General features: G+C 61.0%; 19 protein-coding genes. 14 read left to right on the top strand and 5 right to left on the bottom strand.

All coding sequences use genetic code 11. From position 1 onward, the window contains the following. Window positions 1–99 precede the first annotated feature (99 nt). The 11 genes from CGA22_RS17950 (at window position 100) to CGA22_RS17900 (ending at window position 12,123) form a co-directional block, all read left to right on the top strand. Window positions 100–471, top strand: coding sequence for a response regulator (locus CGA22_RS17950; RefSeq protein ID WP_041023228.1), 372 nt, complete (start codon window positions 100–102; stop codon window positions 469–471). Between the two features lie 78 nt (window positions 472–549). Beyond that, window positions 550–1,851, top strand: coding sequence for a glycosyltransferase (locus CGA22_RS17945; RefSeq protein ID WP_041023227.1), 1,302 nt, complete (start codon window positions 550–552; stop codon window positions 1,849–1,851). Window positions 1,852–1,967: 116 nt separating this feature from the next. Next, window positions 1,968–2,873 (top strand): AraC family transcriptional regulator, encoded by a 906-nt coding sequence (locus CGA22_RS17940; RefSeq protein WP_041023226.1) that lies wholly within the window; start codon window positions 1,968–1,970, stop codon window positions 2,871–2,873. A gap of 317 nt (window positions 2,874–3,190) precedes the next feature. Beyond that, window positions 3,191–4,501, top strand: a complete 1,311-nt coding sequence (locus CGA22_RS17935) for an ABC transporter substrate-binding protein (RefSeq protein WP_024781056.1) — start codon at window positions 3,191–3,193, stop codon at window positions 4,499–4,501. Between the two features lie 178 nt (window positions 4,502–4,679). Continuing rightward, the gene (locus CGA22_RS17930) at window positions 4,680–5,612 is read left to right on the top strand and encodes a carbohydrate ABC transporter permease (protein WP_041023225.1); all 933 of its coding nucleotides are present in this window, start codon (window positions 4,680–4,682) and stop codon (window positions 5,610–5,612) included. Between the two features lie 10 nt (window positions 5,613–5,622). Continuing rightward, the gene (locus CGA22_RS17925) at window positions 5,623–6,453 is read left to right on the top strand and encodes a carbohydrate ABC transporter permease (protein WP_041023224.1); all 831 of its coding nucleotides are present in this window, start codon (window positions 5,623–5,625) and stop codon (window positions 6,451–6,453) included. 39 nt (window positions 6,454–6,492) lie between these two features. Next, a complete protein-coding gene (locus CGA22_RS17920) occupies window positions 6,493–7,596 on the top strand; it encodes an ABC transporter ATP-binding protein (protein ID WP_041023223.1) in 1,104 nt (367 codons plus the stop codon). A 15-nt stretch (window positions 7,597–7,611) separates the two neighbouring features. Continuing rightward, window positions 7,612–9,087, top strand: a complete 1,476-nt coding sequence (locus tag CGA22_RS17915; RefSeq protein WP_041023222.1) for a mannitol dehydrogenase family protein — start codon at window positions 7,612–7,614, stop codon at window positions 9,085–9,087. 135 nt (window positions 9,088–9,222) lie between these two features. After that, window positions 9,223–10,710: a xylulokinase gene (gene xylB, locus CGA22_RS17910; RefSeq protein ID WP_041023221.1), complete on the top strand. Its 1,488-nt coding sequence runs from the start codon at window positions 9,223–9,225 to the stop codon at window positions 10,708–10,710. Window positions 10,711–10,722: 12 nt separating this feature from the next. After that, the gene (locus CGA22_RS17905; protein ID WP_041023220.1) at window positions 10,723–11,661 is read left to right on the top strand and encodes a carbohydrate kinase family protein; all 939 of its coding nucleotides are present in this window, start codon (window positions 10,723–10,725) and stop codon (window positions 11,659–11,661) included. A 198-nt stretch (window positions 11,662–11,859) separates the two neighbouring features. Further along, on the top strand, window positions 11,860–12,123 hold the full coding sequence (locus tag CGA22_RS17900) for a DUF2790 domain-containing protein (RefSeq protein WP_041023219.1): 264 nt from the start codon (window positions 11,860–11,862) through the stop codon (window positions 12,121–12,123). 81 nt (window positions 12,124–12,204) lie between these two features. On the opposite strand, the gene CGA22_RS17895 is transcribed toward CGA22_RS17900, so the two are convergent. The 3 genes from CGA22_RS17895 to CGA22_RS27160 form a co-directional block, all read right to left on the bottom strand. Beyond that, window positions 12,205–12,486, bottom strand: coding sequence for a DUF1652 domain-containing protein (locus CGA22_RS17895; protein WP_041023218.1), 282 nt, complete (start codon window positions 12,484–12,486; stop codon window positions 12,205–12,207). A gap of 387 nt (window positions 12,487–12,873) precedes the next feature. Beyond that, a complete protein-coding gene (gene ilvA / locus CGA22_RS17890; RefSeq protein ID WP_084213781.1) occupies window positions 12,874–13,881 on the bottom strand; it encodes a threonine ammonia-lyase, biosynthetic in 1,008 nt (335 codons plus the stop codon). A 244-nt stretch (window positions 13,882–14,125) separates the two neighbouring features. Beyond that, entirely contained in the window at window positions 14,126–15,298 is a 1,173-nt protein-coding gene (locus CGA22_RS27160) for a TetR family transcriptional regulator (RefSeq protein ID WP_223194821.1), read from the bottom strand. Between the two features lie 117 nt (window positions 15,299–15,415). Between CGA22_RS27160 and CGA22_RS17875 the strand changes: the two genes are divergently transcribed. After that, complete coding sequence (locus CGA22_RS17875) at window positions 15,416–16,627, top strand: multidrug effflux MFS transporter (RefSeq protein ID WP_041023217.1); 1,212 nt, start codon at window positions 15,416–15,418, stop codon at window positions 16,625–16,627. Between the two features lie 58 nt (window positions 16,628–16,685). Beyond that, window positions 16,686–17,393, top strand: coding sequence for an SDR family oxidoreductase (locus tag CGA22_RS17870; protein ID WP_041023216.1), 708 nt, complete (start codon window positions 16,686–16,688; stop codon window positions 17,391–17,393). A gap of 142 nt (window positions 17,394–17,535) precedes the next feature. On the opposite strand, the gene CGA22_RS17865 is transcribed toward CGA22_RS17870, so the two are convergent. Both CGA22_RS17865 and CGA22_RS17860 read right to left on the bottom strand, forming a co-directional pair. Then, window positions 17,536–18,684 carry a PQQ-dependent sugar dehydrogenase gene (locus CGA22_RS17865; RefSeq protein ID WP_041023215.1) on the bottom strand — a complete coding sequence of 383 codons (1,149 nt, stop codon included), beginning with the start codon at window positions 18,682–18,684 and terminating at the stop codon, window positions 17,536–17,538. 33 nt (window positions 18,685–18,717) lie between these two features. Then, window positions 18,718–19,059 carry a hypothetical protein gene (locus CGA22_RS17860; RefSeq protein ID WP_041023214.1) on the bottom strand — a complete coding sequence of 114 codons (342 nt, stop codon included), beginning with the start codon at window positions 19,057–19,059 and terminating at the stop codon, window positions 18,718–18,720. Between the two features lie 324 nt (window positions 19,060–19,383). On the opposite strand from CGA22_RS17860, the gene CGA22_RS17855 reads away from it, so the two are divergent. Continuing rightward, the gene (locus tag CGA22_RS17855) at window positions 19,384–20,274 is read left to right on the top strand and encodes a Ku protein (protein WP_041023213.1); all 891 of its coding nucleotides are present in this window, start codon (window positions 19,384–19,386) and stop codon (window positions 20,272–20,274) included. The last annotated feature ends 31 nt before the right edge of the window (window positions 20,275–20,305 follow it).

Here is a 20,305-nt window from a genome sequence, read left to right as displayed (position 1 = left end):
TTTCTTGTACAAGCTCGGGAACTTGTGTCGCCTCGTTACTTACTCATGCATGAGGCTTTTTTTCGCCTTTCCCGATTTCATCTTCTGAGAATAACCACTATGTCCACCGCCGCCCCAGTCACTGCCGCCAACGTTCTGGTAGTCGAAGACGACGATATCGTCCGCATGTTGATCGTCGATGTACTGGAAGAACTGGAATATAAGGTGCTCGAGGCGGACGGTTGTGAGCAGGCGCTGGACTATCTGCGCAACCTGGATCAACCGATCGACCTGATGATGACGGACATAGGCCTGCCGGTGATGGACGGCCGCGAGCTGGCGAGGCAAGCCCGCCTGGTACGGCCTGGGCTGCCGGTCCTGTTCGCCAGTGGCTATGCCGAAAGCATCGACGTGCCGGACAGCATGGCGGTGATCGGCAAGCCTTTTTCCATTGATCAGCTACGCGACAAGGTCAGAAGCATTCTTTCTTGAGCCCAAGCGGATTCTTGGTCACTATCGGCGCCCCCGCGCACCGACTGCGCCTGATCCATCCCAAGGAAATGCCTGCTCATGTCTCATCCCTCCGCCCTCAAGGTCCTGGTCATCGGTTATGTCTGGCCCGAGCCGCGCTCATCGGCGGCGGGCGGACACATCATGCAGATCCTGGAAGCCTTCCTCGGGCAAGGCTGGGACATCACGTTCAGCAGCCCGGCGAGGCCTGGGGAGAACCGCGCGGACCTGGTCGAACTGGGCATCCGCGAAGTGCCCATCGAACTCAATAACAGCAGTTTCGATGTGTTCGTCAGTGAGCTGGCGCCGGACGTCGTCCTGTTCGACCAGTTCATGATGGAAGAGCAATTCGGCTGGCGGGTCGAGACACAATGCCCCGACGCCCTGCGTGTGCTGGAAACCTCCGATTTGCAAAGCCTGCGGCACGCCCGGCATCAGCGCCTTAAGGACCGCTTGAAAGCTGACGACACCTCCCAGGACTTCAGCGACCTTTTCGCGCCAGACCTGCCCGAGGAGTTCCAGCGGATGGCCGACACCGATATGGCCAAGCGCGAGATCGCCGCCTTGTACCGCAGCGACCTGAACCTGATGGTGTCCGAGGTGGAGATCGAGCTGTTGGTGGAACAATTCAAGGTGCCCCGCAACTTGCTGCTCTGGTGTCCGTTGATGATCGACCTGCCGGCCACTCCACCGGTGCCATTCGAAGAGCGGGCGCATTTCCTGAGTATCGGCAACTTCCGCCATGCGCCGAACTGGGATGCCGTGCTCTGGATGAAGAACGCCATCTGGCCGCTGATCCGCCAGCAACTGCCGGGCGCGCAGCTGCACCTGTACGGCGCCTACACCCCGCCGAAAGCTGCCGCGCTGCACAATCCGGCCCAGGGATTCCATATCATGAACTGGGCCGAGGACGCCCTGCAGGTGATGTCGTCGGCCCGCATCTGCCTGGCGCCGTTGCGTTTCGGCGCCGGCATCAAGGGCAAGCTGATCGAGGCCATGCTCTGTGGCACACCAAGCGTCACGACCCCCATCGGCGCCGAAGCCATGTCGGGGGAGATGCCGTGGCCTGGGGATATCAGACAGAGCGCCGAAGATATCGCCCGCGCCGCCGTGCAGCTGTACAGCGACCCCGCTCGCTGGAACCAGGCCCGGGATGCCGGGCTGACGCTGCTGGCGGAGCGTTACCGCAAAGAGATTCATGCTCCGGCGCTGATTGAAAGTATCCAGGCGTGCCGCGCCAACCTGGCGCAACGACGTCGTGACAATTTCACCGGCAGCATGCTGCGCCACCACCAGCACAAGAGCACTCAATACATGGCCCAGTGGATTGAAGAAAAGCACCGCAACAACGCGGCGGTGTAGCGGCCAGCATCACTGATGGCACCACACCGGACGATCATCGGACGACTATTCGGGGTTGGCACCTGCCCGGCGAAGGGGGCATTATCCAGCGGCGATAACAATAAAAGTGCAGGCCCATGACCCGAACAGCAAGAGTCACCGACCCTTCCTACGAGTTGATGGATGACCATGACGGACTGTCCATCATCTATCGCCAGCATGGCTTTCCTTGCCCGCTGGTGCGCTGGCATTTCCATAAGGAATACGAGCTGCACCTGATCGTCGCCAGTTCTGGCAAGGTGTTCATTGGCGATTACATCGGCAACTTCTACCCCCAGACCCTGTTCCTCACCGGCCCCAACCTGCCCCACAACTGGATCAGCCAGGTGGCCGAGGACGAGGTGGTACCCAAGCGCGACATGCTGGTGAATTTCACCGACGAGTTGTTCGACAGCGGACACCAGGTATTTGCCGAACTCAAGACCATCGCGCCGCTGCTCGAACGGGCCCGCTACGGCATCGAATTCCGCTGCAAGCGCACCATCCGCCAGGCAATGATCCTGATGCAGCGCATTGCCGACTCTCAGGGCATGAGCCGCCTGGGGTATTTTTTCATCCTGATGGAGTTGCTGGCGACCACGGATGATTACCAGGTGCTCTCCGGCGGCGCGTCTTCGCAGATGACCGATGAGCACAGCATCGACCGTACCAACCGGGCCGTGGACTACATTTTCGCCCATTACGCCCGGGAGCTGCCCCTGGAGGAAGTCGCCGAGCACCTGGGCATGAAACCCACCTACTTCAGCCGGGTGTTCAAACAGGCCACCGGTCGTTGCTTCATCGAATTCGTCAACCGCCTGCGCATCAGCAAATCCTGCGAACTGCTGGCCGACGGCGACAAACCGGTTACGGATGTCTGTTTCGAGTCGGGCTTCAATAACATTTCGAACTTCAACCGGCGCTTCCAGCAACTCAAGGGCATGACCCCTTCCCATTACCGACGGCTGGCGGTGCAGCGGTTGACCGAGCAGAACCAGGGCTGACACTTTGCTCCCCTGTGGCGAGGGGATTTATCCCCGCTGGGTCGCGAAGCGGCCCCTTGCGTTCTAATTGATACACCGCGGTGGCAGAGATATTTGGGGCCGCTTCGCAGCCCAGCGGGGATAAATCCCCTCGCCACAGGTAATACTTTCACCAACCATCTTCGTCCAGTGCAAAAAAGTATCAGCACCAGTGCGACGGATGATTTGTCACGCCGGCCATTGAAGGCTGTAATCAGCGCACATTCTTCCCTTCATCCGGAAGACAAAAAACAATAACTGTCCTTCCGCCGCCTTCCGGCACGGAAAAGGAGTGCGCGATGAAACCTTCGGTAAAAGCTCTGCTTGTCTCCACCTGCATGACCCTCAGCAGCGTCAGTTTCGGCGCACAAACCCTTACCATTGCCACTGTCAACAACAGCGACATGATCCGCATGCAGAAGCTCTCGAAAACCTTCGAGTCGGAGCATCCGGACATCAAGCTGAATTGGGTGGTGCTCGAAGAAAACGTCCTGCGCCAACGCTTGACCACCGACATCGCCACCCAGGGTGGACAGTTCGATGTGCTGACCATTGGCATGTACGAAGCTGCACTCTGGGGTGCCAAGGGTTGGCTGGAGCCGATGAAGGACCTGCCGGCCTCCTACGACCTGGACGACGTATTCCCTTCCGTGCGTGACGGCCTGTCCGTCAAGGGCTCGCTGTATGCCCTGCCGTTCTATGCCGAAAGCTCGATCACTTATTACCGCACCGACTTGTTCAAGGACGCCGGGCTGACCATGCCCGAACACCCGACCTGGACCCAGATCGGTGAGTTTGCGGAAAAACTCACCGACAAGAGCAAGGAACAATATGGCCTTTGCCTGCGGGGCAAAGCCGGTTGGGGCGAGAACATGGCGCTGATCACCACCCTGGCCAACGGCTACGGTGCGCGCTGGTTCGATGAGAAGTGGCAACCGCAATTCAATGGTCCCGAGTGGAAAGACGCACTGACCTTCTACGTCGACAACATGAAGAAGTCCGGTCCTCCAGGTGCGTCGAGCAACGGCTTCAACGAGAACCTGGCCCTGTTCAACAGCGGCAAGTGCGCGATCTGGGTCGATGCCAGCGTCGCCGGCTCGTTCGTGACCGATAAGACCCAGAGCAAGGTGTCCGATCACGTCGGCTTCACCTTCGCTCCCCACGAAAAAACCGATAAGGGCACCTCTTGGCTGTACTCCTGGTCACTGGCAATCCCGACCAGCTCCAAGGCCAAGGATGCCGCCAAGGTCTTTACCAGTTGGGCGACCTCCAAGGAATACAGCCAACTGGTCGCCAAGACCGATGGCATCGCCAACGTACCGCCAGGCACCCGCACCTCGACCTACAGCGACGAATACATGAAAGCCGCGCCGTTCGCCAAGGTCACGCTGGAGTCGCTGAAAGTCGCGGACCCGAAAGCGCCGACCCTCAAGCCGGTGCCTTATATCGGTATCCAGTTGGTGACCATTCCCGAGTTCCAGGCCATCGGCACCCAGGTGGGCAAGTTCTTCTCGGGCGCGCTGACCGGTCAGCAGAGCGTGGACCAGGCGTTGACCGCCGCGCAGTCCACCACCGAGCGCGAAATGAAGCGCGCCGGGTATCCCAAGTAACCGCGCCGCTTCCATTTCTGTAGGAGATCCAGTGTGGGAGCGAGCCTGCTCGCGATGACGGTGTGACAGCCACTTCGATGTCGACGGTCAGGACGCTATCGCGAGCAGGCTCGCTCCCACAAGGAATTGCTCCCGAATTCCGGGTTCTTCATAGGCCCGCACAAAACGGTTCAATGCCATGAATACTTCAACGACAACTGCCAAAGCGCCGCTCGAACTTGCCGCACCGACGCGCAAGCTCCGCCTGGCGAACCCCGGCTGGTTTCTGGTCAGTCCATCGGTAGCCTTGTTGCTGTTGTGGATGATCGTGCCCCTGGGCATGACCGTCTACTTCTCGATGATCCGCTACAACCTGCTCTACCCCGGTGAGAACGAGTTCGTCGGGCTGGAGAACTTCACGTATTTCCTCACCGATTCTGGCTTCATGCCCGGTGCCACCAATACTTTGTTGCTGGTGGGCAGCGTGCTGCTCATCAGTATCGTGTTCGGGGTGTTGATCAGCGCATTGCTGGAGGCCAGCGAGTTCTTTGGCCGCGGCATCGTCCGGGTTCTGTTGATCTCGCCGTTCTTCATCATGCCTACCGTGGGCGCACTGATCTGGAAGAACCTGATTTTCCACCCGGTCTCGGGGATCCTCGCTTCGGTGTGGAAACTGTTTGGCGCGCAACCGGTGGACTGGCTGGCCCACTACCCGCTGCTGTCGATCATCATCATTGTCAGCTGGCAGTGGCTGCCCTTCGCGATTCTGATCCTGATGACGGCCATGCAGTCCCTCGACCAGGAGCAGAAAGAAGCCGCCCGCCTGGACGGCGCCGGCCCGATCGCGATTTTCTGGCACTTGACCCTGCCGCACCTGGCCCGGCCGATTGCCGTCGTGGTGATGATCGAAACCATTTTCCTGTTGTCGGTGTTCGCCGAGATCTTCACCACCACCAACGGCGGCCCCGGCTACGCCTCGACCAACCTCGCCTACCTGATCTACAACCAGGCGCTGGTGCAGTTCGACGTCGGCATGGCTTCGGCCGGTGGCCTGATAGCTGTAGTGATTGCCAACATCGCCGCCATCCTCCTGGTGCGGATGATCGGCAAAAACCTCACTGACAAGAACTGAGGCCGCCGCCATGACACTTCAACAATCCCGTCGGCTGCAAAGCCTGTTGCTGGGCACGCTGGCCTGGGCCATCGCGATCCTGATCTTCTTCCCGATCTTCTGGATGGTGCTGACCAGCTTCAAGACCGAAATCGACGCATTCGCCACGCCGCCGCAATTCATTTTCACGCCGACGCTGGAGAACTACCTGCACATCAACGAACGCAGCGACTACTTCACTTTCGCCTGGAACTCCGTGGTGATTTCCTTCAGCGCCACTGCCCTGTGCCTGCTGATCGCGGTACCGGCGGCCTACTCCATGGCGTTCTATGAAACCCAGCGCACCAAGGGCACCTTGCTGTGGATGCTCTCCACCAAGATGCTGCCGCCGGTGGGCGTACTGATGCCGATCTACCTGCTGGCCAAGAGCTTTGGCCTGCTGGATACCCGCATTGCGTTGATCATCATCTACACACTGATCAACCTGCCGATCGTGGTCTGGATGATTTACACCTACTTCAAGGACATTCCCCGGGACATCCTTGAAGCCGCGCGCCTGGACGGTGCCACCCTGTGGCAGGAGATGGTTCGCGTGCTGCTGCCGATTGCCAAGGGCGGCCTGGCCTCCACTGTGCTGCTGTCGCTGATCCTGTGCTGGAACGAAGCCTTCTGGTCGCTGAACCTCACCTCGTCCAAAGCCGCGCCGCTGACAGCCCTGATCGCTTCCTACTCAAGCCCCGAAGGTCTGTTCTGGGCCAAATTGTCCGCTGTCTCGACCCTGGCCTGTGCGCCGATCCTGATCTTCGGCTGGATCAGCCAGAAGCAATTGGTCCGCGGCTTGTCCTTTGGCGCCGTGAAGTAACGCGCCCTACACCCTAATCAGACGTGGAGGCCCATCATCATGGCCAACCTGAAAATCAAGAATCTGCAAAAAGGCTTCGAGGGTTTTTCCATCATCAAGGGCATCGACCTTGAGGTGAACGACCGCGAGTTCGTGGTCTTCGTCGGCCCGTCGGGCTGCGGCAAATCCACCCTGTTGCGGCTGATCGCCGGCCTGGAGGAAGTCAGCGACGGCACCATCGAGCTGGACGGACGGGACATCACCGAAGTCAGCCCGGCCAAGCGCGACCTGGCGATGGTGTTCCAGACCTACGCCCTGTACCCCCACATGAGCGTGCGCAAGAACATGTCCTTCGCCCTGGATCTGGCGGGCGTGCCCAAGGCCGACGTCGAGAAGAAGGTCAACGAAGCCGCGCGCATCCTCGAACTGGGACCGATGCTCGAACGCAAGCCCAAGCAACTGTCCGGCGGCCAGCGCCAGCGGGTAGCAATCGGCCGGGCCATCGTGCGCAACCCGAAAATCTTCCTGTTCGACGAACCGCTGTCCAACCTCGACGCCGCCTTGCGGGTACAGATGCGCCTGGAGCTGGCGCGGCTGCACAAGGAACTTCAGGCGACCATGATCTACGTGACCCACGATCAGGTCGAGGCCATGACCCTGGCCGACAAGGTGGTGGTGCTCAATGGCGGGCGCATCGAGCAGGTCGGCTCGCCGCTGGAGCTGTACCACCAGCCGGCCAACCTGTTTGTCGCCGGGTTCCTCGGTACGCCGAAAATGGGTTTTCTCAAGGGCAAGGTCAGCGCACTCAACGGCCAGGGCTGCGAAGTTCAGCTGGACGCCGGTACACGTATCCAGCTGCCGGTGAACGGCACCAACCTCAGCGTCGGCAGCCCGGTCACCCTGGGCATCCGTCCGGAGCACCTGAACCTGGCACAGCCCGGCGAATGCACGCTGCAAGTGACCGCCGACGTGAGTGAGCGACTGGGCAGTGACACCTTCTGTCACGTCAACACCACGTCCGGGGAGGCCTTGACCATGCGGGTTCGTGGCGACCTGGCGAGCCGTTTCGGCGAGCAGTTGAACCTGCACCTGGACGCCCAACACTGCCATTTATTCGATGCCAATGGCGTAGCGGTCACCCGTGCGCTGCGCGCCGCCGCCTGATTACCGAGACCCGTGATGAAACTCAACCGCCAAAACCTGCATAACCTCAAGCCGGAAGTCGCCCTGCCCGCCTATCCCCTGGGCGATATCCGCCAGGGCATCGCCCACATCGGCGTCGGTGGCTTCCACCGGGCTCACCAGGCTTACTACACCGATGCGCTGATGAACACCGGCGCCGACCTGGACTGGGCCATCTGCGGTGTGGGGCTACGGGCCGAAGACCGCCGCGCCCGGGATGACCTGGCCGGCCAGGATTATCTGTTCACCTTGTACGAACTGGGCGACAACGACGACACCGAAGTCCGCGTGATTGGCGCCATCAACGACATGTTGCTGGCCGAAGACGGCGCCCAGGTACTGATCGACAAACTGGCGGACCCGCAGATCCGCATCGTTTCGCTGACGGTTACCGAGGGCGGCTATTGCATCGACGACAGCAACGGCGAGTTCATGGCCCATCTGCCGCAGATCCAGCACGACCTGGCCCACCCGGACACCCCGACCACCGTGTTCGGCTTCCTCTGCGCCGCACTGGCCAAGCGCCGCGCCGCCGGGACGCCGGCGTTTACGCTGATGTCCTGCGATAACCTGCCGCACAACGGCGCAGTAACCCGCAAGGCGCTGCTGGCCTTCGCCACGCTGCATGACGCCGAACTGGCGCAGTGGATCGACCGCAACGTGAGCTTTCCCAATGCCATGGTCGACCGCATCACCCCCATGACCAGCGTCGCCCATCGCCTGCAATTGCACGACGAACATGGGATCGACGATGCCTGGCCGGTGGTCTGCGAGCCGTTCGTGCAATGGGTACTGGAAGACAAATTCGTCAACGGCCGCCCGGCCTGGGAAAAGGTCGGCGTGCAGTTCACCGATGACGTTTCTCCCTACGAAGAAATGAAGATCAAGCTGCTCAACGGCAGTCATCTGGCCTTGACCTACCTGGGTTTCCTCAAGGGCTATCGCTTCGTCCATGAAACCATGAACGACCCGTTGTTCGTGCGTTACATCCGTGCCTATATGGACCTGGACGTGACGCCGCAACTGGCCCCCGTGCCGGGCATCGACCTGGGCGACTACAAGAACACCCTGGTGAAGCGCTTTTCCAACCAGGCCATCGCCGATCAGTTGGAACGGGTATGCTCGGACGGTTCGTCGAAGTTTCCGAAATTCACCGTACCGACCATCAACCGCCTGATCGCCGACGGCGGCGAAACCCGGCGCGCGGCGCTGGTGGTCGCGGCCTGGGCCGTGTACCTCAAGGGAGTGGACGAGAACGGCGTGAGCTACGCGATTCCAGATCCGCGGGCGGCATTCTGCCAGGCACTGGTGGCCGACGATGCGCTGGTGACCCAGCGGATGCTGGAGGTCGAGGAGATTTTCGGCACGGCAATCCCGCGCTCGGCGGAGTTCGTCGCGGCCTTCGAATGGTGCTGCAACAGCTTGCGTGAGCACGGGGTGACCCGGACACTTGAGCGGGTGCTGGAGGGTTAGGTTCGCATTGATCGTTCCCACGCTCTGCGTGGGAACGCAGCCAGGGACGCTCCGCGCCCCAAAAGCCGAACGCGGAGCGTCCGTTTAGGCATCCCCACGCAGAGCGTGGGAACGATCTGTCACACGAGGGTTTCTATGGCAAATCAACAGTTGTTCCTGGGCATCGACTGCGGCACCCAAGGCACCAAGGCCTTGATCCTGGATGCGAACAGCGGCCAGGTCCTGGGCCAGGGCGCCGCGGCCCACACCATGATCAGCGGTGCCAATGGCCGGCGAGAACAAGACACCGGCCAATGGATCGATGCATTCACCCAGGCCACTCACCAGGCCTTGGCCGACGCCGGTGTCGATGGCCAGGCGATTCTGGGTATTGGCGTCTCCGGCCAGCAACATGGTCTGGTGTTGCTCGATGACCAGGATCAGGTGCTGCGCCCTGCCAAGCTCTGGTGCGACACCGAAAGCGCTCCGCAAAACGAACAGTTGCTGATGCACCTGGGCGGCGAAAGTGGCGCCCTGGAGCGTCTCGGTGTGGTCATCGCCCCCGGCTACACGGTTTCCAAGCTGTTATGGACCCGGGAACACCATCCGCAGATTTTCGCTCGCATCGCTCATATCCTGTTGCCCCACGACTTCCTGAACCACTGGCTCACCGGCCGTCACTGCAGCGAATACGGCGATGCCTCGGGCACCGGCTATTTCAACGTGCGTACCCGTCAATGGGACCTGCAGCTGCTGCAACACATCGACCCCAGCGGCCGATTGCAATCGGCGTTGCCGGAACTGATCGAGGCCCATCAGCCGGTCGGACGGGTCCTGCCGGCCATTGCCGCGCGCCTGGGCATCAACCCCGCCGCCATCGTGGCAAGCGGCGGCGGCGACAACATGATGGGCGCCATCGGCACCGGCAATATCCAGCCCGGCGTGATCACCATGAGCCTCGGTTCCTCCGGCACGGTCTATGCCTATGCCAGTGAGCCCGCGATCAGCCCCGAGGCCTCGGTGGCGACTTTTTGCTCATCCAGTGGTGGCTGGCTGCCGCTGATCTGCACCATGAACCTGACCAATGCCACCAGTGCGATACGCGAGCTGTTCGAGCTGGACATCGAGACCTTCAACACCCTGGTGGCCCAGGCCCCGATCGGTGCCGAAGGGGTCTGCATGCTGCCGTTCCTCAACGGGGAGCGGGTCCCCGCCCTGCCCCATGCCACCGCCAGCCTGCTGGGCCTGACAACCACTAACCTGAACCGGGCCAACCTGTGCCGGGCTGTGGTCGAAGGCACCACCTTCGGCTTGCGCTATGGCCTCGACCTGCTGCGTGCCACAGGGCTTGAGGCGCGGAGCATCCGCCTGATCGGCGGCGGCTCGAAGAGCCCGGTATGGCGGCAGATCGTTGCGGACATCATGAACACCACGGTCATCTGCACTGAACAGAGCGAAGCGGCTGCCCTGGGCGCGGCGATCCAGGCGGCATGGTGTCATTCGGGATCGCAACAAAGCCTGGCCGAACTCTGCGAGCGTTGCGTCAAGCTCGACCCGGCCAGCGAAACCCGGCCGGTCGCCGAACACGTCGCGGCCGCCCAACAAGCCTATGAAACTTATCGACAACACGTCGCAACCCTTTGAGAGCGGACATCCATGTATCTGGTGTGTGGTGAAGCACTGTTTGATTTCTTCAGTGATAAAGAAGACCGCGGCCCGGCCTCGCAGGTTGATTTCAAGGCCATCGCTGGCGGTTCGCCGTTCAACGTGGCGGTGGGGCTGCGTCGCTTGGGCGTGGAGTCGGCGCTGTTTGCCGGACTGTCCACCGACTTCCTTGGCCGGCGCTTGCAGCAGGTACTGCTCAATGAAGGTGTCAGCCTAAAATACCTGCAGGACTTCGATGCACCGACCACCCTGGCGATGGTCGCCGTGGGCGCAAACGGCTCGCCCCACTACAGTTTTCGCGGCGAAGGTTGCGCCGACCGACAACTGAGCCTGCAACACCTACCCGAATTGGGCCCTGAAGTGAGTGGCCTGCATTTCGGCTCGTTCTGCCTGGTGGTGCAACCGATTGGCGACACCCTGCTGGCATTGGCGCAACGGGAGAGTGGCAAGCGCCTGATCAGCCTGGACCCGAACGTGCGACTCAACCCGCAGCCGGACATCGAACTGTGGCGCTCACGGATTGCAACGCTGGTGGAGTATGCCGACCTGATCAAGGTCAGCGACGAAGACTTGAGCCTGCTCTATCCCGAACGGGATCCTCAGGTGGTGATCGAGGGCTGGCTGGAACATCGTTGCCAATTGGTGTTCCTGACCCGTGGCGGCCAGGGCGCAACCGTGTTCAGCCGTCGCCATGGAACATGGTCGATGCCGGCCTGCTCGGTGACAATCGCCGACACTGTAGGCGCAGGGGATACCTTCCAGGCCGCATTGATTACCTGGTTGATCGAACAGCAATTGGATTCAGTCGAGGGTCTACTGACGCTGACCCGGGATCAGATCAGCGCCATGCTCGACTTTGCCATGCGTGCAGCCGCGCTGACCTGCGGCAAGACCGGGCCGGACCTGCCCTATCGCCAGCAGTTGAACTGACAACACGCCCCAGCGACTGCCGCTTCGTTCAAACATTGCGGCAGCCTGGGAGCATCAAAAGCCAGGCGCCTGGCTTAACCCCCTTTTAATCCTGCGCTCCGACACTGACCCGGACCGCGCCCTCCCCGCAAAGGCCCCGCGCGGCAGACCTTGATGCAGGGCATCAGGTCGAGGCCTCTCTGCTGCGGAATTCGGATCATGAACACTTCTGCGTTACTAGCGGCCGCGTCCTTGTTGGGCTTGGCCGGCATCACCGGTCTGGCTCAGGCCGACAATACCTCACAGCCCACGCCTTATCGCTATGGCATGCCATTGGAGATCAAGAAAGTGCTGTCACTGACGGAACCGTCCACACCTTATTGCGAAGTGATCACTGCACAAATGGTGTATGTCGACAAGATGGGAAAAACCCGGGATGTTTCCTATCGGAAACTGGCGGACGCCTGTACGAAGGGAAATTGAGTAGCATCTTCAACTGCAACTGGACGCCGGGTTCGGCTATTGGCCGGACCCGGGCGTCAGATGACCAAGACAAGGCCGCGATCAGCGCCCGGTCATACGATGGTGTTGTTGATGAAAGTAGTTCCCACTGCCGTGGTTGTGGTCGAGTTCGGTGCGCAACTCGGCAATCAGGTCGTTGATTGCCCGACAGCCCGTGAGTCTGTTTGCATCGATATTGGACTTGATCAAGGCCACACGATCAGTTTCATGATCGTCGAAAATCTTGATCGTCATTGTCAGATCGGGTGACAAGGTGCATTGCGAGCGCTTGGGCAGCAAACTGCTTTCAATGATATTGCGCATTTCGAGGGCAGATAAAAACATGGCAACTCTCTCCTGTTGAGGCGGCCAATTTATGTTTACAACGACGGCATTTCGTCCGTTTCTTCCCTGCGGACTGAGACTACGAATACCGCGCCGTATGTTCATTTCTTGGCGTTCTGATCATTGAGTCCGGGAAACGAACTCCTGAACCATCCCGCAAAAAATATGCCTGCATTTGCCACATTTTGGATTGATATAAATCAACCACTTAGCGTACCGGCGCGCCGAACGTTCCGTGCAAAATGCAAGAGAACGGCGCTTTCCTTCTTGCAAACTGCATACAGACTGCAATCACTTTATTGCTGTCGATGGCTAGATTAGACGCAATTTGCAAAGGCGTGGCCGGGCATCCGTCGGGTAGTGAAAAAAAGCGATGACAGGTCATGGTTACACCGTTTCGACGGCGGCACGCTCGGCCACATGGCGCAAACTGTCGAAATTGATGTTGGCCCCCGAGTCGATGGCGATCAAGGTCTGGCCCCGTGCACCGGTGCGAGCGACATACTGTTTGATGCCTGCCACCGCCAGGGCACCGGATGGCTCGGTGATGGAACGGGTGTCGTCATAGATGTCCTTGATCGCGGCGCATAGCTGGTCGTCGCTGACCGTCACCACTTCATCGACGCAAAAGCGGCAGATATCGAAGCCATGAGCACCGATTTGCGCCACGGCGACACCATCAGCGAAGGTTCCCACAGCTGGCAGGATGACTCGTTCTCCAGCGCTCAGCGCCGCCTGCAGGCAGGCAGAATGCTGCGACTCCACCCCGATGATGCGGACGTCCGGGCGCAGGTACTTGACGTAGGCCGCGACCCCGGCAATCAGTCCGCCACCGCCGACCGGGACGAAGATGGCGTCCAGCGCACCGGCGTGCTGGCGCAGTATCTCCATGGCCACCGTGCCCTGGCCAGCGATGACATCCGGGTCATCGAAAGGTGAAACGAACTCTCTACCGGTCTGCCGGGCCAGATCCAGCGCATGCTCCAGGGCAAACGGAAAACTCTCGCCATGCAGCAGCGCCTCGGCGCCTCGGTTACGCACGCCCAGCACCTTCAATTGCGGCGTGGTCATGGGCATAACAATGCAGGCCGAGATCCCCAACTCTCGTGCCGCCAGTGCCACCCCCTGGGCATGGTTGCCGGCCGAAGCGGTGATGACGCCACGGGCCCGTTGCTCAGGCGTCAATTGCACGAGTTTGTTGTAGGCACCACGGATCTTGAAAGAAAACGTCGGTTGCAAGTCTTCGCGCTTGAGCAGGATCCGGTTTCCCAGAGCTTCAGACAGCGCAGGCGCCGCTTGCAGCGGCGTGCGCACGGCCAGTTCGTACACCGGCGCGGCGAAAATCTTCTTAACGTAATGCTCCAGCAACGTTTGCTCGGGGCGGGAAGCGGTCATGGCGGTCTCCTGGTTTGAATCGGGCCCAGGAGACAGAAAGAAAAAACCCGCCTCAAGGGCGGGTTGGGTGCAGCCGTCAGCTAGCCCGCCAGATAAGGAATGGCGGTAATAATGCTTGGCTGGCTGCGCAGTACGGTAGAAGTCATGGCTGGAAATTAGCTGGAGGCTGGTGGCAAGTCAATGGTGAGTTGTCCTTGCCTGGTAATATCCCTGTGGGAGCGAGCCTGCTCGCGAAAGCGGTGTATCAGGCAACACCCTGATCGCCAGAGACGCCGTCATCACCAATGGGCCGGGCCAATGCGCCCAGCGTATCGCGAAGTGCCTCCTGTCTTTCACCGGGGATCTGACAGGTCGCTCTAATCTTGCCGGTGACCGCCCAGAGCGCTTCGCGCAACGCTTCCCCGGCGTCGGTCAGGGCAACCAGCACCCGACGCTCATCATCCCGGGCGCGGGTCCGTGTCACCTTGCCCAATGCCTCCAGACGTTTGACCAAGGGTGTAATAGTCCCGGTATCCATGGCGAGCCTGGCCCCCAGGTCACCCACGCTCCTGGGCGCATCATTGAGCAGCTCCAGCATGACCAGATACTGCGGGAACGTCAGTCCCAGCGGATCCAGCAAGGGCTTATGCAAGCGAATCATACGATTGGATGCACTGTACAAGGCAAAGGACAACTGATTCCCCGCCTGAGGCGCTACGTCCTGTAGCGCGTCACTATCTAGCGCGCTAGACAATAGCATCTCCGACCGCGGGGATTCAGCTACGTCCAGCGATACAGGCATTGCCGCCCCCTGCCGCCCTGCGCTCCTACCGTGCCTATCGGGTTCGAGCAACCCGTCCCGTGCCGCTCGCAGGATTCGGTCGGACAATGGCTGATCGTCCACAGCCCGGGCCAGCACCATTGCACCCACCATCGTCGCGACGAAGCTGATGGCCTGATCTTCACGAGAGCGGCCACGCTGCCAGGGCAGACTGGATCTGAACGAGGCGATCATCTCGACAACCCGCCGGGTAAAGGCGCGTCGCATCCCCGGCTCGCGCGCCACCTCGACGGCCAGCGCAGGCATTGCACAACCTGCTTCCGGATGATCGCGGTGCTGCTTACTGAGGTACAAGGCCAGGACCGCCTCCTTCGGGGCATCACTGCCGGCGATGGTCTGCTCAAGCTTGAGCGCCAACTCGTCCATCGCACGCCCAATACTGGCGCAAGCCAGCGCATCCTTGGAATCGAAATGCGCATAGAAAGCCCCGTGGGTGAGGCCCGCAGCCTTCATCACCTCGGCAATGCTTGCCCCGGCGATCCCCTTGGCACGAAAGAGCCGGGATGCCTCTTCCAGGATGGTCTGGTAGCGCGCTGCGGTCAGGCCTGGGGAGTATCTCATGGCAAATCCTGAATGTTTGAGCTTGACGAATTGCATGATGATCATCATGCTTGATCGCAAATATGACAAGCATCATATATTACGACAAAAATATCTGTCGCCTTTTCATCGACGACAGATCTGCGACACCTCCACCAGAAAGAGTGCTACGCCATGACGACCGCTCTCGCGAATGACGCTACACAAACCCTGAGGCCGCTGACCGGTCGAATCGTGGCACTGCTGGCAGGCCTGGCGGCCATCGGCATGCTGTCCACGAACATCATTCTCCCGGCGTTTCCGATCATCGGCGAAGACCTCGGTGTGAGTGCGCGGGAGCTGGGCCTGACCCTGTCGAGCTTCTTCATCACTTTCGCGCTGGGCCAACTCATCGTCGGCCCCTTGGCCGATCGCTACGGGCGCCAGAAACTGGTGCTGGGCGGACTGCTGGTTTTCGTGGTCGGCACCGTTATCGGGGGCCTTGCCACCGACCTTGACGTACTGATTGCCGGACGCGTTGTCCAGGCGCTGGGCGTCTGCGCGGCCTCGGTGTTGTCGCGGGCCATTGCACGGGATCTGTTCGAGGGCGAAGCCCTTGCCCGTGCCTTGTCCCTGACCATGATCGCCACCGCCGCAGCGCCAGGTTTTTCACCCCTGGCGGGTAGCGTGCTATCGGCCGCACTCGGATGGCGCGCCATCTTCATCCTCGTGGGACTGGCCGCCGTTGCCCTCGCACTCTTCTACATTCGCGGCCTGGGGGAAACCCACCCAGCCGATCGCAGGGCGCCGCTCTCGGCCATGCGCGTGATTGGCGGCTATCGCCGGTTGGCGCTGGATAAGCGGTTCATCCTGCCAGCCGTTTCAATGAGCCTCCTGATGAGCGGTTTGTTTGCCTCATTTGCCGCGGCCCCGGCCATTCTGATGAAAGAGATCGGCCTGACGTCATTGCAGACGGGCCTTTACTTCGCCGCCACGGTATTCGTCGTGTTCGCCGCCGGCATGGCGGCCCCACGCCTCGCCCATCGCCACGGTCCCCGCATCGTCACCCTCCTGGGCATTGCCTGCGCCATGGCCGGCGGCGGCTTGCTTCTTGCGGGGCCTGCCGATCCAGGCCTTGGGCGCTACGCCCTCTCGATGGTGACATTCCTCTGGGGCATGGGACTCGCCAATCCGCTGGGTACCGCCATCACCATGGGGCCTTTCGGCAAAGAGGCCGGAATGGCCTCCGCACTGTTCGGCTTCATCTCCATGGGCGCTGCCGCGCTGAGCACCTGGCTGGCCTCGGTCTTGCCCTTTGCGCCGGTCACGGCCCTGGGCGGCATCCAGGCCGTGGCCTGCATGATTGCGCTGGTCCTGTTCATTCTGCGAGGCAGTCTCGCCAGATAAACCGCCAAGGCGCCCGTGCGCCGCTTTGTTCCTTTTCGTCAACAACTGGAGATTCAACATGCAAATCAAAGGCAGCGTGGCGCTGGTAACCGGCGCCAACCGTGGTTTGGGCAAGGCTTTCGTGCAAGCACTCCTGACGGCCGGCGCCGCCAAGGTCTACGCCGCGGCACGTGACCCAGCGACAATCGACGCCCACCCCAACGTAATCCCCATCAGACTCGACGTCACCCGCCCCGAAGACATCGCCGCGGCCGTCGCTCAAGCGCCGGATCTGACGCTATTGATCAACAACGCAGGCGTGAGCGGAATGGAAGGCCAGGAACGAGGCAACATCAGCCTGGAAACCCTGCGCCATGAATTCGAGATCAATGCCATTGCCCCCCTGGCGACCAGCCAGGCCTTCTCACCGATCCTGGCGGCGAACGGCGGCGGCGCCATCGTCAACATGCACTCGGCCCTGAGCTGGGTCAATCTCCCCGGCACCGTAACCTATTCGGCCAGTAAAGCGGCCGCCTGGTCGCTGACCAACGGCCTGCGCCTGCATCTGGCCGCCCAGGGCACATTGGTGGTGGGCGTGCACGTCGCATTCGTGGACACCGACATGACACGAGGCATCGAAGGCGTTCCAAAGGCATCCCCGCACGATGTGGTCCAACGCGTGCTTGAGGGGCTGATCAATGATCAGCCGGAAGTGCTGGCTGACGACACGAGCCACCATCTCAAGCAGAACCTGAGCAACGGCGTGTATCTGCGGCCGATTTCTTAAAACCTGGGAAACGCGACCTTGTGGGAGCGAGCCTGCTCGCGATGACGATGTGTCAGTCAATCGAAATGTTGACTGACACACCCTCATCGCGAGCAGGCTCGCTCCCACAATTTTTCCGGGTGCCTACAGGTTTCGATCCGGATCATTTAAGCCCGACTTTATATAGCGCACCGTCGTCTTCATCCGACAGGACATACAGATAACCATCCGGCCCCTGGCGCACGTCGCGGATCCGCTCCTGGAGTTCGCCCAGCAGACGCTCCTCGTGCACGACCTGGTCGCCTTCCATCTGCAAGCGAATCAGATTCCGGGACACCAACGCACCGATGAAGACATTGTGCTGCCAAGGCTTGAAGCGCTCGTTGTCATAGAACGCCATGCCGCTGAGGCCCGGCGACACTTGCCAGACATGGTGCGGGCCAAGCGCGCCCTCGACGTCCTTGCCCTTGGCTTCGGGAATTGGCGCACCGGAGTAGTTGATGCCATGGGTCGCCAGCGGCCAGCCGTAATTCTTGCCGCGCTCGATGATATTCAGTTCATCGCCGCCCTTTGGGCCGTGCTCGTTCTCCCACAATGTGCCGCTCCAGGGGTTGAGCGCGGCCCCTTGGGGATTGCGAAGGCCATAGGACCAGATCTCGGGACGGACATTCTTCTGGCCGACGAAGGGGTTGTCATCCGGCACCTTGCCGTCCGGGTAGATGCGTACGACCTTGCCTTGCAGCTTGTCCAGGTCCTGGGCTGTCGGGCGGTCGTTGTTCTCCCCCAAGGTGATGAACAGGTACCCTTCCCGGTCGAAGACCAGCCGCGAGCCGAAGTGATTCCCCGTGGAAAGCTTGGGCTGCTGACGGAAAATCACATCGAAGTTCTCCAGGCGCTTCGAATCTTCGGAGAGCTGCCCGCGTCCCACGGCGGTACCGGCCTTGCCGTCTTTGCCAGCCTCGGAGTAGGACAGGTATACGGTGCGATCCTGCTTGAAGTCCGGCGACAACACCACGTCCAGCAAACCGCCCTGGCCGTTGGCCCATACCTCAGGTACACCGCTCAATGGCGCCGACAGCCGACCATCGGGGCTCACCAGGCGCAGATTGCCCGGTCGCTCCGTGACCAGCATGCCCCGCTGCCCCGGCAGGAATGCCACGGACCAGGGGTGGTCCAGGCCCCTGACCACGGTGGTCACCTCCACGGTGCCCTCCTCGCTCTTCAATACCTGGGCTTGCGCGGCCCAGGCCGGCGCGGAAAGGGTGAGGACGGCACTGGCGCAAAGCGCGGCCTGCAATGTCTTACGCAACATGCACACTTCCTTCTGTGATGGAAAACAAGACGACTAGCGATTGCTGTCGTTCGAGTTTCTGGGTGGAGTACCGGATTCGATGGTGGGCCTGGGCGACCCCACCGGTGGCCCCGAACGCGGATAGCCATTGCCGATACCGCCGTTTTCCAGGGTCGGCCGAGGGGGCATCGGCACCGTCGGGTTGTTGTGGATCGTCGGTACGTTGGGCTGAGTGCCCTGCATGCTGTTGGGATTGGCACGACGTATGGGATTGTTATAGGGGTTGTTGTTGCCCGGCAGGTTCTGGGCCACGATCGCAGGGCCCTGGCCGGGTGTCGCGGCCTGAACGACGGCGCTCAGCAACAGCGTGGTGATCGCGAGTACTAGCCTGTTCATCGGTACCTCCTGCTTCGCGGAAATTGCTCAGCCATATCGAAAACACGCTACCGCGCAGGTTCACGGTTGTTAAGCGAAATGTCTGGTTGAAGATGTAACGAGGCTTCTCTGAGAGCAATCCTGAGGGAGCGAGCCTGCTCGCGATGGCTATGTTGACTGACACACCGCCATCGCGAGCAGGCTCGCTCCCACAGGGGCACCTTCCGGGTCGGTATTCATCGAAGAGGCGCCGCCCTGCCACACCGCCAGCCGGCGCCCAACGGAAACTTTTTCAAAGGCAGGAAGGTCACCAGAGAGAACCCTTCACGGCAAGGAAACCGCACCATGGCACGGGCAATCTGGAAAGGCGCAATCAGTTTCGGGCTGGTCCACATTCCCGTGGCACTGGTCTCGGCGACGTCGTCCCAAGGTGTGGATTTCGACTGGCTGGACAAGCGCAGCATGGATCCGGTGGGTTACAAGCGGGTCAACAAGGTCACGGGCAAGGAAGTGACCAAGGAAGACATCGTCAAGGGCGTGGAGTACCAGAAAGGCCAATACGTGCTGCTGAGCGAGGAGGAAATCCGCTCCGCCCACCCCAAGTCCACCCAGACCATCGATATTTTCTCCTTCGTCGACAGCGAGAAAATCCCGCTGCAGAACATCGACACGCCCTACTTCCTCGCCCCCGACAAGCGTGGCGGCAAAGTCTACGCCTTGCTTCGCGAAACCCTGGTCAAGACCAACAAGGTGGCCCTGGCCCATGTCGTGCTGCATACCCGCCAGCACCTCGCAGCGCTGATGCCGCTGGAGTCGGCCCTGGTATTGGTGATGTTGCGCTGGCCGGCGGAGGTGCGTGAGCTGGACATCCTCGAACTGGGTGACGAGGTCACCAAGCCGAACCTGGTCAAAGGCGAGCTGGAAATGGCCAAGCGCCTGGTGCAAGACATGAGCGCCGACTGGGAACCCCAGAACTATCGGGACAGCTTCCAGGACAAGATCATGGAATTGGTGGAGAAGAAGGCCAACGAAGGCCGACTCGAAGCGGTGGAAACCGACCCGGGTGAAGAACAGCGCAAGACCGCGGACGTCATCGACCTCACCGAACTGCTCAAGCGCAGCCTCGGCGGCAAGGGCAAGGCGGCCGACAAACCCGCCGCGAAAGCGCCTGCAAAAGCTGCGAAGACCAGCAAATCCGCTCCCGCAAAAAAAGCCACCAAGGCCTCCCGGGGCTAAACCACGGACGTCAGCGATACAAGGGAACCTG

Origin of the sequence: Pseudomonas sp. PSB18 (assembly GCF_014596565.1) — a bacterium.
Classification (GTDB): domain Bacteria; phylum Pseudomonadota; class Gammaproteobacteria; order Pseudomonadales; family Pseudomonadaceae; genus Aquipseudomonas.
This window is presented reverse-complemented; position numbering and strand designations above follow the sequence as displayed.

Bases quoted from the DNA above. Each gene is read 5' to 3' on its own strand.
- CGA22_RS17950 (WP_041023228.1), top strand. From the start codon at position 100: ATGTCCACCGCCGCCCCAGTCACTGCCGCCAACGTTCTGGTAGTCGAA.
- CGA22_RS17945 (WP_041023227.1), top strand. From the start codon at position 550: ATGTCTCATCCCTCCGCCCTCAAGGTCCTGGTCATCGGTTATGTCTGG.
- CGA22_RS17940 (WP_041023226.1), top strand. From the start codon at position 1,968: ATGACCCGAACAGCAAGAGTCACCGACCCTTCCTACGAGTTGATGGAT.
- CGA22_RS17935 (WP_024781056.1), top strand. From the start codon at position 3,191: ATGAAACCTTCGGTAAAAGCTCTGCTTGTCTCCACCTGCATGACCCTC.
- CGA22_RS17930 (WP_041023225.1), top strand. From the start codon at position 4,680: ATGAATACTTCAACGACAACTGCCAAAGCGCCGCTCGAACTTGCCGCA.
- CGA22_RS17925 (WP_041023224.1), top strand. From the start codon at position 5,623: ATGACACTTCAACAATCCCGTCGGCTGCAAAGCCTGTTGCTGGGCACG.
- CGA22_RS17920 (WP_041023223.1), top strand. From the start codon at position 6,493: ATGGCCAACCTGAAAATCAAGAATCTGCAAAAAGGCTTCGAGGGTTTT.
- CGA22_RS17915 (WP_041023222.1), top strand. From the start codon at position 7,612: ATGAAACTCAACCGCCAAAACCTGCATAACCTCAAGCCGGAAGTCGCC.
- xylB (WP_041023221.1), top strand. From the start codon at position 9,223: ATGGCAAATCAACAGTTGTTCCTGGGCATCGACTGCGGCACCCAAGGC.
- CGA22_RS17905 (WP_041023220.1), top strand. From the start codon at position 10,723: ATGTATCTGGTGTGTGGTGAAGCACTGTTTGATTTCTTCAGTGATAAA.
- CGA22_RS17900 (WP_041023219.1), top strand. From the start codon at position 11,860: ATGAACACTTCTGCGTTACTAGCGGCCGCGTCCTTGTTGGGCTTGGCC.
- CGA22_RS17895 (WP_041023218.1), bottom strand. From the start codon at position 12,486: ATGTTTTTATCTGCCCTCGAAATGCGCAATATCATTGAAAGCAGTTTG.
- ilvA (WP_084213781.1), bottom strand. From the start codon at position 13,881: ATGACCGCTTCCCGCCCCGAGCAAACGTTGCTGGAGCATTACGTTAAG.
- CGA22_RS27160 (WP_223194821.1), bottom strand. From the start codon at position 15,298: ATGCAATTCGTCAAGCTCAAACATTCAGGATTTGCCATGAGATACTCC.
- CGA22_RS17875 (WP_041023217.1), top strand. From the start codon at position 15,416: ATGACGACCGCTCTCGCGAATGACGCTACACAAACCCTGAGGCCGCTG.
- CGA22_RS17870 (WP_041023216.1), top strand. From the start codon at position 16,686: ATGCAAATCAAAGGCAGCGTGGCGCTGGTAACCGGCGCCAACCGTGGT.
- CGA22_RS17865 (WP_041023215.1), bottom strand. From the start codon at position 18,684: ATGTTGCGTAAGACATTGCAGGCCGCGCTTTGCGCCAGTGCCGTCCTC.
- CGA22_RS17860 (WP_041023214.1), bottom strand. From the start codon at position 19,059: ATGAACAGGCTAGTACTCGCGATCACCACGCTGTTGCTGAGCGCCGTC.
- CGA22_RS17855 (WP_041023213.1), top strand. From the start codon at position 19,384: ATGGCACGGGCAATCTGGAAAGGCGCAATCAGTTTCGGGCTGGTCCAC.